This is a genomic window from Enterocloster sp. (assembly GCF_057861365.1).
This window is the reverse complement of sequence record NZ_DBMACH010000005.1, coordinates 229,780-245,129: the sequence shown is the minus strand read 5'-3', so window position 1 is coordinate 245,129 and position 15,350 is coordinate 229,780. Positions and strand designations below refer to the sequence as shown.

General features: G+C 42.9%; 21 protein-coding genes and 1 pseudogene. 3 read left to right on the top strand and 19 right to left on the bottom strand.

The window, feature by feature from the left end:
- Positions 1–83: 83 nt before the first annotated feature.
- The 14 genes and pseudogenes from ACZM6M_RS07810 to ACZM6M_RS07745 form a co-directional block, all read right to left on the bottom strand.
- Positions 84–215 (bottom strand): Maff2 family mobile element protein, encoded by a 132-nt coding sequence (locus ACZM6M_RS07810; protein WP_489490079.1) that lies wholly within the window; start codon positions 213–215, stop codon positions 84–86.
- A gap of 58 nt (positions 216–273) precedes the next feature.
- Positions 274–594, bottom strand: coding sequence for a hypothetical protein (locus ACZM6M_RS07805; protein WP_489490077.1), 321 nt, complete (start codon positions 592–594; stop codon positions 274–276).
- A gap of 13 nt (positions 595–607) precedes the next feature.
- Positions 608–2,374: a VirD4-like conjugal transfer protein, CD1115 family gene (locus tag ACZM6M_RS07800; RefSeq protein ID WP_489490076.1), complete on the bottom strand. Its 1,767-nt coding sequence runs from the start codon at positions 2,372–2,374 to the stop codon at positions 608–610.
- Positions 2,374–2,859, bottom strand: a complete 486-nt coding sequence (locus ACZM6M_RS07795) for a PcfB family protein (protein ID WP_489490075.1) — start codon at positions 2,857–2,859, stop codon at positions 2,374–2,376. The genes ACZM6M_RS07800 and ACZM6M_RS07795 overlap by 1 nt, the downstream gene beginning before the upstream one ends.
- Before the next feature lie 87 nt (positions 2,860–2,946).
- A complete protein-coding gene (locus ACZM6M_RS07790) occupies positions 2,947–3,366 on the bottom strand; it encodes a DUF4313 domain-containing protein (protein WP_489490074.1) in 420 nt (139 codons plus the stop codon).
- A 12-nt stretch (positions 3,367–3,378) separates the two neighbouring features.
- Positions 3,379–3,690, bottom strand: coding sequence for a DUF5720 family protein (locus ACZM6M_RS07785; RefSeq protein ID WP_489490072.1), 312 nt, complete (start codon positions 3,688–3,690; stop codon positions 3,379–3,381).
- Between the two features lie 10 nt (positions 3,691–3,700).
- Positions 3,701–4,342 carry a DUF3846 domain-containing protein gene (locus ACZM6M_RS07780; RefSeq protein ID WP_489490071.1) on the bottom strand — a complete coding sequence of 214 codons (642 nt, stop codon included), beginning with the start codon at positions 4,340–4,342 and terminating at the stop codon, positions 3,701–3,703.
- A 45-nt stretch (positions 4,343–4,387) separates the two neighbouring features.
- Positions 4,388–4,900 (bottom strand): hypothetical protein, encoded by a 513-nt coding sequence (locus tag ACZM6M_RS07775; RefSeq protein ID WP_489490069.1) that lies wholly within the window; start codon positions 4,898–4,900, stop codon positions 4,388–4,390.
- Positions 4,901–4,911: 11 nt separating this feature from the next.
- The gene (locus ACZM6M_RS07770; protein WP_489490068.1) at positions 4,912–5,838 is read right to left on the bottom strand and encodes a ParB/RepB/Spo0J family partition protein; all 927 of its coding nucleotides are present in this window, start codon (positions 5,836–5,838) and stop codon (positions 4,912–4,914) included.
- The gene (locus ACZM6M_RS07765) at positions 5,795–6,622 is read right to left on the bottom strand and encodes a ParA family protein (RefSeq protein WP_489490066.1); all 828 of its coding nucleotides are present in this window, start codon (positions 6,620–6,622) and stop codon (positions 5,795–5,797) included. The genes ACZM6M_RS07770 and ACZM6M_RS07765 overlap by 44 nt, the downstream gene beginning before the upstream one ends.
- A 58-nt stretch (positions 6,623–6,680) precedes the next feature.
- Positions 6,681–7,577, bottom strand: coding sequence for a DUF6017 domain-containing protein (locus ACZM6M_RS07760; RefSeq protein WP_489490064.1), 897 nt, complete (start codon positions 7,575–7,577; stop codon positions 6,681–6,683).
- 9 nt (positions 7,578–7,586) lie between these two features.
- A complete protein-coding gene (locus ACZM6M_RS07755; RefSeq protein WP_489490063.1) occupies positions 7,587–7,817 on the bottom strand; it encodes a hypothetical protein in 231 nt (76 codons plus the stop codon).
- Between the two features lie 44 nt (positions 7,818–7,861).
- Positions 7,862–8,869 carry a DUF5688 family protein gene (locus ACZM6M_RS07750; RefSeq protein ID WP_489490061.1) on the bottom strand — a complete coding sequence of 336 codons (1,008 nt, stop codon included), beginning with the start codon at positions 8,867–8,869 and terminating at the stop codon, positions 7,862–7,864.
- 215 nt (positions 8,870–9,084) lie between these two features.
- Positions 9,085–9,204 (bottom strand): annotated as a pseudogene (locus ACZM6M_RS07745) (sporulation transcriptional regulator SpoIIID); the annotation flags it as partial.
- Positions 9,205–9,390: 186 nt separating this feature from the next.
- Between ACZM6M_RS07745 and ACZM6M_RS07740 the strand changes: the two are divergent.
- From ACZM6M_RS07740 to ACZM6M_RS07730, 3 genes are read left to right on the top strand one after another with little or no spacing between them, the layout of a single operon-like run.
- Positions 9,391–9,618, top strand: a complete 228-nt coding sequence (locus ACZM6M_RS07740) for a DUF3791 domain-containing protein (RefSeq protein ID WP_489490060.1) — start codon at positions 9,391–9,393, stop codon at positions 9,616–9,618.
- Entirely contained in the window at positions 9,615–9,863 is a 249-nt protein-coding gene (locus ACZM6M_RS07735; protein ID WP_334302639.1) for a DUF3990 domain-containing protein, read from the top strand. The genes ACZM6M_RS07740 and ACZM6M_RS07735 overlap by 4 nt, the downstream gene beginning before the upstream one ends.
- The gene (locus ACZM6M_RS07730; protein WP_331467867.1) at positions 9,827–10,045 is read left to right on the top strand and encodes a DUF3990 domain-containing protein; all 219 of its coding nucleotides are present in this window, start codon (positions 9,827–9,829) and stop codon (positions 10,043–10,045) included. Before ACZM6M_RS07735 ends, ACZM6M_RS07730 begins: the two co-directional genes overlap by 37 nt.
- Positions 10,046–10,279: 234 nt before the next feature.
- Here the strand turns inward: ACZM6M_RS07730 and ACZM6M_RS07725 are convergent, their stop codons facing one another.
- From ACZM6M_RS07725 to ACZM6M_RS07705, 5 genes are all read right to left on the bottom strand, one after another.
- On the bottom strand, positions 10,280–10,438 hold the full coding sequence (locus ACZM6M_RS07725) for a hypothetical protein (RefSeq protein WP_317439775.1): 159 nt from the start codon (positions 10,436–10,438) through the stop codon (positions 10,280–10,282).
- A gap of 75 nt (positions 10,439–10,513) precedes the next feature.
- Positions 10,514–10,927 carry an EamA family transporter gene (locus ACZM6M_RS07720; RefSeq protein WP_418493791.1) on the bottom strand — a complete coding sequence of 138 codons (414 nt, stop codon included), beginning with the start codon at positions 10,925–10,927 and terminating at the stop codon, positions 10,514–10,516.
- 22 nt (positions 10,928–10,949) lie between these two features.
- Positions 10,950–11,948, bottom strand: coding sequence for a hypothetical protein (locus ACZM6M_RS07715; protein ID WP_418493790.1), 999 nt, complete (start codon positions 11,946–11,948; stop codon positions 10,950–10,952).
- A 259-nt stretch (positions 11,949–12,207) separates the two neighbouring features.
- Positions 12,208–13,884 carry a DUF2264 domain-containing protein gene (locus ACZM6M_RS07710; RefSeq protein WP_418493789.1) on the bottom strand — a complete coding sequence of 559 codons (1,677 nt, stop codon included), beginning with the start codon at positions 13,882–13,884 and terminating at the stop codon, positions 12,208–12,210.
- Positions 13,885–13,919: 35 nt separating this feature from the next.
- On the bottom strand, positions 13,920–15,062 hold the full coding sequence (locus ACZM6M_RS07705) for a glycoside hydrolase family 88 protein (protein WP_337434556.1): 1,143 nt from the start codon (positions 15,060–15,062) through the stop codon (positions 13,920–13,922).
- Positions 15,063–15,350: the final 288 nt, after the last annotated feature.

Sequence of the window (15,350 nt, the reverse complement as noted above, 5' to 3'; positions counted from 1 at the left end):
CCCCTCATTTCACCCATCGGAATATCAGTTCTCCAAAGTTTCGGGCTACAATTGCCCTTCGACTTTGTGCGCAAGCTTTTCACTTACGAACGTGTCGCACGGTTATCATTTCCATAGCCTTCCAGCAGGTTAATTGCTCCCCAGATACCAAGACCAGCACCGAGAGCTACTACGAGCGTCTGAAGAACGGTTACTGCGTTGTTAAAAAATTCCATATAGTGTCCTCCTTGAGATAAATGTGGTTGGTTGAAATGAAAAAAGCTCCGGCAAAGATTACACTTTACTCAGAGCATATTTCCGATAAACAGATTCAGTTTTACGCCGATTTCTACTGACATTTTCCGAAGGTGCAAGTTCCGGATAGGTTGCCTGTACTTTCTGCCGACTTCTGCGTACAGTTTCAAATCCGGGAAGATTATACTGATCCAGTTCTTCCAAAAGTGTCGGAACGGTCATGGCATTCACATCCATTCCTTTCAGATTAGAGTAATACTCCAGTACCTTCAGATACAGATAATTGTCAGTATTTCTCGCTTTGGTATCCTCCTTCAAAATTTCCTTTATAAGACCGGATACCGTATTCAGATGATTCAAAAGACATCCTCCTTTAGTCTCCATCAACAAGAACATACTCGTCATTTGCCTTTAATTTCAGCCTGTGACTAAGAAACTGTTCGATATTGAACTCGTTCTTTTTGTCATAGTCCGCAGTATATTTATAGTTCGGATGCTGTGTTAAATCGTACTTATCGGACTTAAACGGTCGCACTCCTCGCAGCTGCAAAATACACTTGCTCCCGTCCAAAACTGCCAGCTCATCTACTGTAGCAAGGTCTTTTCCAAGTTTCTGATAATTCATGCCATACGATGGGCTGTTACCTCTGGTATTAGAAGTGTTATAGGTGTCGATGGTTTCTTTGCCAAGTGCCTGATTCAGTTCTTTCAGAGTAGTGGGTTCGGAACCACCAAGAAAAATGCGGGAATCCATGTTTCCAATGATCGTATCCGTATTGTCCTTATAGATTGCCTTTAGCTGTGACTGTGCCTGAAGCACCAGACAGGCGGAAATCTCACGACTTCGGATGGTGGCAACCAGCTTTTCCAGATTGGGAATCTGCCCGATATTCGCTACCTCATCAATCAGACACCGCACATGAACGGGAAGCCTGCCTCCATAGACATCATCCGCCTTTTCGCATAGCAGATTGAACAGCTGAGTATAAATCATGGAAATCAGAAAATTGAAGGTGGCATCCGTATCCGACATAATCAAAAACAGTGCCGTTTTCTGATCTCCAAGAGTATCCAACTGTAACTCATCATAGGCAGTGACATCCCTGACTTCCTGAATATCAAATGGGGCTAGCCTTGCTCCACAGCTAATTAAAATACTTTTTGCTGTTTTGCCGGCGGCTAAGAGATATTTTTTATACTGGCGTACCGCAAAGTGATTTGGATTTTTCTTCTCTAGTGCTTCAAACATCAAATCCACCGGATTCTGAAAATCTTCATCATCTTCCCGAACTTCCATGGCATTTAAGAACTCAATCAGTGTAGAAAAGTTCTGTTCCTCAACAGGTGCTTCATAATGGATATATCCAATCAAAGCACAATAGAGCAGTGTTTCGGCTTTTGTCCAGAACTCATCACCGGCTTTTCCGTCTCCTTTGGTGTTTGCAATCAATGCTGTTACCATCTTTAAAATATCCTTTTCAGAGTGAATATAGGCAAACGGATTATAGTGCATCGACTTCTTGAAATTGATGGTATTGAAGATTTTAATGTTGTAGCCAAAATGCAACAGAGCATTTCCACACTCGACTACAATGCTGCCTTTTGGATCGGTAATTACAAATGAAACTGGAAATTTTTTTGAATTACATTGGAGCAGATTGGGCTTCAACCAAAAGCGTGTTTTACCTGAACCGGAGCCGCCGACAATCAAAACATTCTTGTTTCTGGCATTCGCCGGGTTCTTTGGGCGATTACTCATCATCAGCCGTTCCGTTTTTGTGAGAATGATATTATCCTCAAAATCTGGAACCATAAACGGCTCAATATCTTTGGCGGTTCCCCAGCGGGCAGAGCCATACTCCTCATTGTGCCGATACTTTTTGGCATTTTTCCCTTTCAGATAAACCGCAAGACGAAGTCCTGCACCGCAGGCAATGCCGATGAAAGAATCTGATGGATAAAAGCTTGGCAACGGATTGTTTAACGCTGTCGGCAGGGTATTAAAAAAGCTGAGGAGTTTTGCAGACGCATCTGCACCCTCAGCTAACCGCCATGCTTCTCCCAGATTTGTTGCAAATAATCCCATTAGGATATATGGGACATTCAGAATCAGGAGCTTTTTCAATTTCACTTTATCCATTATAAATCACGCTCCTGTTTCTTTTCACGAACCTGTTTCGGAATAGCAGTTACAAGCTCTTTGAATTTTTTCAGCTGTGCCAGAACACTTGGCTTCTTATCCTTTGTGAAAGATCTTGCCTGATGTTCTTTGCAGATTGCGTCTAAAGCATCTGCATCTTTGGAACGGACAAATACAAGATAGCGGGGCGGATCTACCGATTTGTCTTTTCTTACTGCAAAATCAACGCCATATTTTTTTGCAAGCCGTTCAAAGTCTTTGATTCCTTCCTTATCAATCTCTGCATTGGTCGCACCCTGATTCTGAGACAGCAGTTTCTTTACGGACTGCTTTCCATGAACAGCAGTATTTCGTCCACATTTTCCCGCTTTGACCTTTTCACGATGCTGTAAATACCGTCGAATACCGGAAACAATACTCCGTGCTGTCAGCTTTGTGGTGCTGATTGCCAGATTGACCGTCCTGTTTTCCACTTCTTCCTGCATTTTTACTGCCTCCTTTCTGCGAAGTTTGCAAAGGATGGTGCATTTCTTTCTAAGGCGGGACTATCAGACGCCAGAGAAGTTGCTTCGTCATCGTTCCATTGCATGGCTCTTTTTCTTTACTGGCTTCTTATCAGGCAAATTCCACTCTTTCTTAAATTCTGCGACACCTTTCGGATCAAATGCTTTTAACTTTTCCAGATCAAATGCAACAACAGAATACTTCCCATAACCGGATTTTACCTGATAGGGAAGCACCTTCCCCAATTTATTCTCTTTAATGAATTGCATTAAATCTTTGCTGATGTCACCGGAAATAAACGCCTCCCCAGGTTCCAGAGAATATCCCGGAAGATTTACTGTCATATCTGCAAAAGGTTCTGCTCCATCGTTGCTGTGAGTGGTCATTCCAATATAAAGCCGCTCATTATTCGCATACATTCCAAGGTGCAGCGATATAATTTCTTCCCCAAATTCCCACTTGAATGGTACTTTCTTTTTCTCATTCATATCTGATCGCTCCTATCGAATCTGTTCTCTGCTGTCATAGGATAAATTTCCATTTCTGACCTTTGCATGACTAAGAATCTTGATATGCCCCAGTTCCTGATTTTTCAGAGATTTCTGATAGCCTTCTTCATTCAGATATACTCTGGTGCGTTCGCCTTTCCAGCCAATCGGAGAATCATCGGTCAGCACATCAAAAATAATCATATGACGGGTATCATCTGCAAAACGGTTCAGATCCATATAGGAATGACCGGCATATTCCTTTGCCCCTGCTTTTTGCCTCATTTCTTCCATCAGTTCGCCAATGGTCTTATTTTTTTCCATAAAGTCCTCCTTATAATTCCGCTCTGTCGTGATTGTTTTTATGAGGAAGCGACATATCCTTAACCGGAGAATCCGGCTGTTTCACTTTGTCATCGGGTAAGGGGAGTGCCATCATTCCCCGTCCCATCCGTAAAAATGTTTCTGGCTGATGGAAGTGTTCTTCAAACTGTCTCATTAAATCTGGCGAAAGAGAGCAGAAATCTTCTTCGCCTAAACCGACTATGAGAAAATCTCCAGCCACAATGTCATACATTTCTCCATCTTCATCACGCAATGCCCGGTTCAAATCTTTTCCAGATAGTTTTCCGTTCCCATCCATAAGCAGGGCAACCGGTTCATGGAATGGGTAGGTGGCTTCAATCTCGCCGCCTACTGCATTCTGCAAATCTTCCAGTTCGCAGCCAATCCGGATGGGCTGGGGATACATATTGGGCTTTACCAGAAGCACATCCATTTTCATCAGGCTGTCCATATCAATCGTTTTTTCTGATTCTACCGTAAACTCTGTGTTGACAAGCGTAACGGGATCAAAATCATACACCGAATCAGAATAGGATTTCCTTACTTTTTCCTGTGCTTCGCTTAGATTTTCTGCCGTCACAGTTACTGTCTTTTCAATGGTTTCTGTGATTTTAATGTCATATTCTTTCAACGATTGCACCTCCGTTTTTAGAAAAAAACAGCTATCTGTGAACCTTTACAGTTCATAAATAGCTGCTTCGCACTCCCAGATTTTTTCCTGAGCCTGATCGAATACCTCTAAAATATCTTCAATCCCGCAAAATAAATCTTCTTTGGTTTCGACAATTCCCACCAGACTACGGTATGCCGTATCATACACCGCATCATCGTCATGCTGCGTGTTAAGACAATGAACGACCGCAAAGGTTCCGTCCTCCAGCATCCAGAGTTCATTGTCATAACAGATTCGGATATTATCATGAAATGTGCTGCTTTCATTTTCGGAACACAGCAAAATAGCATCCTCTCTGAACAGTTCCTTTCCACGATAATTTACACCTTTGGAATATTCTGTATCCATACGGTACTGATACACTGTTTCTGCCTGATCCCTCAGAACCATAGCAATATCAGGGAAATAATAATCGTTCACATCCACCGATTCGCCATCTTCATTTTCATAGTCATCCAGATCAAACAGATCTAAAAGCCATTCCAGTGCTGTAACCATTTCAGTTTTTCTAAACATTGATTTCCTCCTTAGCGTTCCAGTGATTTTTCTCGTTTTTTCTGCCACTGCTCCAAAAGCTGGATGATTTTGTCCTCCATCTGCTTATTGGTGTAGGACTTTGGAAAATACTTCCTTAGTACATCGGTCTTAAGAATAACCCGTTCCAGCTCGCCCTTTTTTATCTCATTCATAATCTCACACATTGCTTCGAGGGAACATTCGCCATCCTGTGCCAGTTTTTTGATTCGCTGTGCCTGGGAGAGAGAAGGGGCAGCCTGTGCATAATCCATGGCTTCAAGAAAATCTCTCTGTTCTTCATGTGCCAGATAAGATAATTCTACCGCCGGATTAAACTTAATCTGACCAGTATCGACCATATCCAGAAGTTCGGGAATCAGCTCGGTCAGACGGATATATCTTTTGACCTGTGTCTGGCTGTCATTGGCTTCTTCCGCTACTTTTTGTGCCGCAGTCAACTTCGGACCAAGTTGGTCCGAAGTTAAATCAGACCGTATTCCCTGATGTTTGATTGCGTCCAGCTTCATCTTATAGGCATAAGCCCGTTCGCTTGGAAGTATGGTTTCTCTTTGCAAATTTGCGTCTACCATCAGAATAATAGCGGAATCATCATCCAGATCACGGACAATAACCGGCATGGTTTCTTTGCCGGCAAGCTCTGACGCACGATGCCGCCTATGACCGGAAATGATTTCATAACCGCCATCCGGATCTGGACGAACAATCGCCGGAGTGAAAACACCAAATGTTTTAACGCTTTCCGCTGTTTTCATCATATCCTCATCATCAACCACCCGGAACGGATGTCCTTCAAACGGATGCAGTTCGGAAAGGGGAATTTCCTGAACCCGTTCCTGTTCCGATTCTGTCCGTGACTGCTCTGTGGAGAAAATATCATCGTATCCCTTCAAGCTGATGTTTCCGCCTTTTTTCGGCATTGTTTAACACCTCCTTCGTCAAAACCCGGTATGCTTCCGCCACCTTTCCTTTTGGATCATGCTGAAAGATACTGGCTCCCTCAGCACTAATTTCTTCTGCACGGACAGAGCGGGGAATGTCCGTCTTATACACCTTCAACTTTCCGCCATAGTTCTCACGGATCAGATTGCTGATTTCCTTTGAATAATTCGTTCTGCTGTCTACCATTGTCAGAAGAATTCCCTCAATTTTCAGTTTCGGATTGATCTGCCGCCGGACCTTATTGATTGTTTCAAGGAGCTGCTCCAAACCTTTTGCCGGAAGATAGGCAGCCTGAACGGGGATCAGCACATTATCTGCGGCGGCTAAAGCATTGATTGTCAGCATTCCCAGTGAAGGCATACAGTCCAGCAAAATAAAATCGTAATTCTGCTTTACTGTATCCAGATATTGGCGAAGAACCGTTTCCCGGCTGATTGCATTTACCAGAGAAACCTCCAGCCCCGATAACTCGATATTGGCAGGCATTAGATCAACACCTTCGGCGTGGTGCAAAATTCCTTCTCCTGGATCAATAGGTTTCTCCATGATAATTTTCCCCATCATGTCGGAGAGGGTAGGGGACAGGCTATCAGGATAGGGGTTCCCCAAACTGACCGTTAAAGACGCCTGCGGATCGGTATCAACCAGAAGTACCCGTTTTCCCTCGAGAGCCAAGCCAACGCCTAAATTCTCGCAGGTGGTAGTCTTTCCGGTTCCGCCTTTTTGGTTGACTACCGCAATGACTGTTGCTTTTTTCGGCATTACTAAACACCACCTCGTTTTTTAATGGCACATTTCTTCAAATTTCCACCTCCATGTTTTAAATTTTTCCCATTGCCCGGTCATGCTGATATAACGCAGAATAGTAAGGACCGATGGTTAATGGGGCATTGTAGATTGAAGCGAGCAGATACTGTTTGGGATTGCGGACTTCTGTGGTGTTATTCCGAAAACCGTCCATGACAAACCGTATATGTTCGGCATTCAGCTTCATAAAACTGCTTTTGACAATTTCAATGGGCTTATCGTCACTGGCGATCCGGATCTGCTTTCGTTTACTGCACATAACCTCAACAATCAAACGCAGAATCACTTCCAACGTTTCCACATCATAGGGAAAGTCCTTTTTTAGAAATTCAATTTCAAGCTGGTCGTAAAAATATTCATAGTATTGAGAAAATGCTTTCGTTCCCTCAGATTCCTTTCCGCAACATACGGAAGGAAAGAGAGGATCAGTATCGTTATAATCAGTATCTTTTATATCAGTATTATTCCCGTGTTCTTTTGCCATTCCCGGAGTTTCCATTTCCACACTTCCAGAAATGTCATTTTCACATTTCCAGAAATGTTCCTCCACATTACCTGCCACAGCCGTAAATTTTTTCAGATAAATCAGATTGGGTTTTCCCAGTCCCTGCTTTTTTCTCAAAATCAGGTTTGCTTTATTTTCCAACTCAGAAAGAAGCTGAACTGCTTTCTTATTTCCACAGCCAAGAGATTCCATAATGTTCTCTACAGTGTAGATAATATAAACCCGTCCCTGTTTGTCGATCCAACTGTTTCTTCGGGACAAAGCCATGCGGTCAAGAAACAGACCATAAAGCATTTTGGCATCTGTTGAGAGATTCTGAAATCGCTTAGAAGTAAACAACAGCTTCGGAACCCGGTAAAACGCATACTGCTCTGATTCCTCAATGCCGAAAAATTCATCATACATTGATCACTGTCACCACCTCTTTTCCGTATCCGTTCCTTCCTTTTTTCCTAAAATCTTCTTCATGCACCAGCCAATGCAGGGGGACGCCCGCCCATACGGGCAGTCATCGCACTCGCTGGCTTCCGTTTTCTCAACTTTCTGATAATAGCAATTCTTTTTGCCAAGCTCACAGCCAACCCTGTTGTTTCTCCAGAAGTAGCAGTTTCGGCAGTCTTTTGGCTTATTTTCGGTAAAATACACACTGACCATCCTTTCTCATTACAAATCCATTTCTTCCTTCCGATTTACCTCTCTGAATTTTGGCTCATATGAAGCACACTGCTGTTTTTTTCTTCTAACGCATCCAATACAGAGGCATGTTCTTTCTTATTTTCCAGTCTCTTTTCAAAATTCTCAGCCTGCTCGAATACTTTGGATTCAGAATCATAATGATAAGCATTGTCTATCAGTTTATCTTCTGGGCTTACATCTGAAGCATTTATTACAGTGACCATTTCTTTTAATTCCTGTGCCTTTAGATCATATGAATCAGGGATCAGCAATACCTCATGCGTAGAAGACGGCAGAAGATAAAAGCTATCGTTCAATTTCTCTGCCGCCTGCTCCATGAAATCGGGATATGCTATAACAGAAGCACCATGAAATTGACTCTTATTTGTTGCCACCCATATCGGAGACGCTGGATTTTCAAGTGTTCCCATAGAGCCTTCTGTTATCTCATAGATCATCTCATCCATGTTCTTAATGGTTACAGGTTCATTTTTCTGAACCATTTCAAGAGCATCTTTCTGAAGCTGCTCCTTTGTGATACCATAGGATTCTAAAAGCTTATCTGTAACTAAAACAGATGCCTGCCCATTCGGTATGTCGCTCACCCGAAAGCGATAAACAATTGCAAGATCTTCCATCCTCTGATGCGGAATTTTCGATAACATATCAGCATTGTTTTCCAATCCAATGATTTGAGTCGCAAGATAAGGCTTCATTTTTTCATAATCCTTCAGAGAATCTGCGTTAATCTTAGATACATTAGAAAATCTAGTCACAACCATATCTGTAATCTTCTGTAAAATATTCTCATAAGGAAGACCGTTCTGATACCACTCATGAAGCGTACTCAGATTCAGTGATTCAGCGATAGCAGAATCGTCGTGCCGAACGGAAAGTCCCAAATAGGACTGTCCTTGCAGCTTACTTACCTCTATTGGCTCGATAGTTACATTACGGTATTGACCGGAGAGCTTTTGCATCAAATCCATTTGAACTTTTTCTACAAATTTTTCGTAGTCCATTTTATTTCCTCCATTTTTCTGATTTTAGGGCATAAAAATAGAGCGTCTATCCAGCCCATAAGAGGGCGAATAAACGCTCTATGTAATCCTTATGAAATTGTCCTGCACCTCCTGTCATAATATGTGAGAATTGTTTCTACCCCAAACAATCCCGGAACCTGTCAAAATCAAGGCTTCTTAGCCCCCCTTTGACTTATTCCTATTATGACACCAGCGTCCTTATGTACCGTAGACTTGGAAATTCCAAACCGTCTGGCTGTCTGGCGCACGGTAGCGTTGTGGTCGATAATGTAATTCGCAATAGCAATGGCCCGTTCTTCAATATATTCCTTCATGGTATTTCACCCTGAGAACGTTTTTACCATCATATTACAAGCTGTGGTATTTTATGCATTGGGGAGATAGCCAAAAGCAGAAGGTTGTCATATACTTGTTCCATGGAAATTAAAAGTATACAGAAGTATTTACTTTAACCTCAAGATGCTGAGATCAAAAATATGAATGACGGAGGGGAGCTGACGATGTTGAATGATATAAAAATAAAAAATACCGATGAACTGGAATTTGCTGTTTTCTGCATTGAAAATATTGCAATGAGTCTGAAAAAATGGTATCGAGCTTTGACAGAAAAGAGCGATATTTTAAACAGTTATGTTATACCGGAGTATGAGATGCTTCATACCCAGAGCAAAGAATATATTGTGGACGATATTATTAATCTTATAGAAGAAATGGATATCCAATTATGATTTTATATCATGGTTCATATTTGGAAGTTCAAACTCCGGATTTAGTACATTCCAGAGAGAATCTTGATTTTGGGCGTGGTTTTTATACAACACCACTTTATGAACAGGCAATAAAGTGGTGTGAAAGATTTAAGCGGCGCGGGAAAAGAGGAATTGTTTCTCACTACAGTTTTGACGAATCAGCTTATCAGAGACTTAAAATTCTGAAATGCAGAAGGGGAATGATGCAACCGATTACGATATAGTGATTGGCGGTGCTGCAAATGATAAAGTATTTAATACTGTTGAACTTTACTTTGATAATTTAATTGATAAGAAGGAAGCGATTCACCGATTGCGTTATGAAAAACTAAACCTGCAGATGTGCCTGCGTACACAAACGGTTCTTGATGAGTATCTGCATTATGAAGGGAGTGAACAGATTTGACAGCCAATCCGATTTTGCTGCAAAAAAATATGCCTGGATCATTGAGCGATTTTCGAAAAAGAAAAATCTGTCTTTCGATGAAGCCCTGAAATTTTTCTATTGTTCTGCTCTTTATCCTTTGCTCTGTGAAGGGGTATCAGATTTACATTGTATGAGCGATGAGTATTTGACAGAAGAACTGATTTTTGAGTATGAAGAAACATGATATACAAATGAACAGAGCGTCTATTTATCTTATAGAGGGTGGATAGACGCTCTGTATTTTTGGTTTAATTCCCCTACCACAGGCTGAAAACTGATCGTCAGGATATCCTTCATGCGGTTTATGCTGGCTGTCATACCGTTGGAAATCCATTTCCGGTTTTTGTACAGCATATGAGTTTTCTTTAACATAATCGTCACCTTTCCAATTTGATTTTATTTTTACTTATAGATTTTCTGGAGAGGTAAAAAGCTTCAGCAGTATACCTATAATACCATTACCAACGTCCCGGCCCCAATAAGAATACACCCTATGAGCGACTTTGCGGTAAAATCTTCATGGAGAAAGACAAAAGCAAGGATCAGCGTCATCACAACGCTGAGTTTATCCACAGGAACAACTTTTGAGGCGTCTCCCAGCTGTAATGCACGGTAGTAGCAGAGCCAGGAGGCGCCGGTGGCAAGGCCGGACAGGATGAGAAAAATCCAGCTTTTTCTTCCAAGCGAAAAAATTCCGTTTTGAGCATGGGTAAGAAATACCATTCCCCAGGCCATCACTACGACTACAACGATCCGGATGGCGGTTGCCAGATTTGAATTTACTCCATCGATTCCAAGTTTTGCCAAAATGGAAGTAAGGGCCGCAAAGAGAGCGGACAGCAGCGCGAAAAACAGCCACATATAAGTGTATCCTCCATTCCTTTTATAAATAAAAGCTCTCCGGAAATTCCCCATGCTCCATCAGATATTCATATATTTCCATCAGAGATTTCCTCAGTGAAATTCCCTGACTCAAAGCCGTTTTGTACTCCCGTACCCAGTAATTTTTAAGATCATAGAAAAACATATGGCTCAGCAGTACGTAATATAAGATCTCTTTATCCGGTTCCAGATACTTTTCCTTAAAATCCCTGATCCCCTCCTCATATTCGCACAGAGAGAAATGGATCATCAGAATCAGAGTGGTTAAGCTGTTTTTCTGTTCACGGTCGGAATAACGTATGCTGACAATTTTCTGTCTCAGTTTTTTTGCCTCTGCAATCGCAGTTTCCTTCATATCTGCAGTCTTTAAATTTGCAGCAAGGACAGAAAGAAGGGATTCGGAAAGCATATCATAGCTTAATCCGCTTAATGTGGAAATTTCTTCCATTTTGCAGATGCGTTCACTGGTGACTCCGCAGGCAAAACTTTTTTTGATCACAAGATCCAGAAGTTCATTCTGCCTCATTCCGATGGACTGGAAAGGATCGGTTGTACTGAAAATATAATAGCAGCAGCCGTAACACAGCATACGGTACAGCTTTTCCAGAAGAAGGGCCGCAGTCTCAGCCTCCTCCCCTTCTGTATAATGATCCCGAAGGGTTTTAATATAGTTTTTCACCTTAAAACGCCATTTGGGCCTCTCATGCTTTGGAACGAAGCGGTTTGGGGCAAAATAATTCTGTGCATAGGCATTTTCAAGAAAAAGTTCAATCTCTGATTCCAGGGCTCCAAGATCCGGGGCTTTTTTTACTTTAGAGGGGGAAGAGGCCTTGCCTGTTCCATTTTCTTTGAAATGCTCCGGAACAGACAGAACCAGGGGGTCAATGTCCTTTTCCTCTTTTATTTTCTTCGGGATCGCTTTGTACAGTTCTGCGGTCAGATAGCGCAGCTCTTCTATGGAATATGTTTCTATTTGTTTTCTGAACTCAGGAAGTTTCATCGATAAAGTCCTTTCTGCAATTCCTCCAAAAAACAAGGTCCCGTTTTGAGGATTTAGCACTATTTTTGTTATGTTAAATACCGCTTTGCATACCTAATAAATCATTTCATTTCGCCTTTCTAAAAGCTTTTATGACTAAATTCTATGACTAAGTTTAACTTACTTTTAGCTATAACTCAAGTATTCAAATACAAAAAGCATCCCACGCATTTTTACGCAGGATGCTCTTTGATTACTTTTTCTTCGGCAGCATTTGATGCTATTCTTCCCAAAACCGAGTTTCAATTACCTGCGTTCCCTTTTGTATCTCATAACAGATACAGGGGATGATGGTTTTGGGAACCATCAGGTTTGTGTTCGGAGATGCGTTAATGCACATGGCGGCCGGATCGTCTTTAACGGCAGCGGCGCAGTATGTCCGTCCATCCGGAGCCTGAACGCGAATACAGCTCTGTTCCTGAGAAACTGTATAGGTATCGGGAAATGCAAAGCTGCAGTCATATGCAGTGAAACAGCGGTCGCTTTCAATGGTATGGATCCGCTTATGACCGGTACTGTCAGGAATAATGACTGTTTTTATCCGGATTCCTTCATAGGGAGACCACTCAGAGGATACAGAATGGTCTGTAAGCTGGGGATTGGAAACCATTCCGCGGACATAGATCATATGGTTGATATCGAGGGCAAGCATACTGTCAGGTGCGGCTTCAGCCAGACTTCTCATGGAACGCGGAACGCTGAAGGCAAAACGGCTGGAATAGGCAAATTTTGAATATTTTTCTTCCGTAAGGACATGGTGATGAGGCAGCGTCCGTCCGCAGGTATAGGCGGTAACATCGCCGTGAAGCCTCTGGATTAAAAGACCGCCATAGGTCTGAGCAGTCAGCGTTGGAAGATCGGGAAGGGGAGCCGCTTCTGTCTTCCAGAAGGGATGCTCGTCCGGAAGGGAGAGGAAGGCGAAGGCCTTCATTGCCCAGTAGGGAGATCCGGGAGCGTTGTACTGTTCAGACATGAGCAGGTTGGAATAGCCGTAGCCGATGGTCAAGAGTCCGCTGTTGTCAACAATGGGATGCTCCGTCCAAAAGCGCAGATGGCGTTCGATAAGCCCCTTCATTATCCCATAGGGAACAACTTCCAGTTCACAGGCAGCGCACATGGAGAAAAAGGATACCTGAGCAAAGCGGTAAGTCAGAGAACGGCCGTAGGCCAGGGCAGAGCCGTCCTCTGCAAACCAGTTGATAAAATCTGCTGCAAATAATTTTGCCCGCTCTTCATAAAGTGCACAGCGGTCAGGATCATTTTCCCTCATAAACCGGCAGTAAATCAGACTGTAATAATGGAAGGCAAAGGAAATATAATAGTCTTTTTCACCGTTTTGTCCGTCCAGATACCAGCCGCCTCCCAGATAGCAGCTCTCAATGTAATCCAGATAGTCGGACAGGACCTGTTCTGAATAAGGAAAACCGACCGATTTAAGGGCAATATTTACCAGAACGCCGAAAAACATCCAGTTGCATGGGGGGCAGGCATAGTGGTTGATCCCGTCCAGCCATTTTGCCAGATTTGTCTTTTCCTTTGCAGAGAGAGGATCCCACAGTTTTTGAGGTGTCATCAGTATGCCGTAGGCGATGGCAGCCATTTCCACAAAGCGCTGGTCAATATCCTGAAAGCCGCCCCAATATTCCGGGTTTTCAGGATCGGTGCCTGCGGCAAGGCCTGACAGATACAGCTGCTCAAATTCAGGACAGCTGCCTCCTCCGGCCCAGAAGGGGACCAGGCCCCAGAGTGGTCTGGCAAAGCCTTCGGCTCCGGCTGCTGCCATGTCGTATACTGCGGCAGAGCTGCCTGGGCAGAGTCTGGCTTTTTGAGGAGAGTAAAATGGAAGCGTTGGGGTTAAAAGCTGCATGAGAAGCTGGGAATATTCGTGTTTTGTCATAATTTTTAATCTCCTGAATTTGTGTATTTTGGATATTACCAGATCAGGAAGTCCTTTCCCAGCAGTCGCAGCACTGCTTCTGTGAGAAAATAATCTGCATAAATCAGATCCGTCTGTTCCCTGCGGTCATTGTGAAATGCCACCTTACAGTTCTGTACAATCCCATCTGTATCGGGATTCCAGTCACAGCAGGTTTCAGCGGTATGTTTGAGGATGAGTTCTGCATAGGTGCGGTAAAGATTTTTTTCACACTCATCCACATGCTCTGCAATTTCTAACAGTCCGCAGGCAGCGCAAAGTCCGGCAGATGTGTCTGTATAAGCGGCAGAGGCCGGCTGTCTGAAATCGCACAGAGGGATATAACCGGTCAGTGCAATATTGGAGATAAAGTAGTGGGCTGTTTTTTTGGCAATGTCCAGATATTTTTTATTTTTGGTATGACGGTAGGACAGTGCAAAGCCGTACAGGATCCATGACTGACCCCGTGACCAGGAGGAAGTTTCAGAGTAGCCTTGTCCGCCCAGAATGTGTTCCAGTTCTCCGGTATCCGGATTGATGCAGGCAATATGGCCGCAGGAGCCATCCTCACGCACCAGATAAGAGGCTACCGTGTCTGCGTGATTTACAGCAATCTGCTGGAAGCGGGGATCTCCGGTGATCTGGCCTGCCCAATACAGGAGGGGAATATTCATCATGGAATCTACGATGATCCATCCGGTGCAGTCTTCTCCTTCTTCTACACATTCAGGATTCCATGCCCGGATAAATTTTCCGTTTGGATTGTATCTTCCGGCCAGAACAGAGGCTGCATTGAGGCCGCGGACTTTGGCTTCTTCGGAACCTGTGAGGCGGTAATCAGCGACAGCGCTGTGGAGCCACATGAAACCGGTATCGTGGTGAAGGCCGATGAAGCCGTGAAGGGCCTGATCCAGTAAATCTTCATTTTTTCGGGCTGTTTCCAGATAAAGTTCATTTTTTGTGGCATGATAAAGCTGCCAGAGGATACCGCTCCAGAAGCCGTTGGTCCACCAGTAGATGTCTTTTTTGGCATAATCTTCTTCGTATACACCACCGACCGTCCAGTAGGGAATTTTTTCACCCATTCTTGCACATTCCGCATACAGCTTCTGTTCCATTTTTTCGTAAATCTCATTTACCCATTGTGTTTTTGATGTCATAAGTTGATACCTCCTTGAATGTACTGCGCATGATGCGCCCATTATTTTCAAATTCAAGTATAAAAGAAAAAACGAATAAAGAAAATGGAGAAAACATCCGTATAACGTAACATTTTATACATGGTAAAAATGAAAAGTGCAAAATAATCCTGAATAGTATATAAAATTTCAATAAAAAACGGGAGAATACATGGATGAGTTTATATTAAAACAATATAATAACAGATATTCCATTCAGAAATAAAAAAATTTTATCTATAATAAAGGCATCAAATGTGACTGAAATGG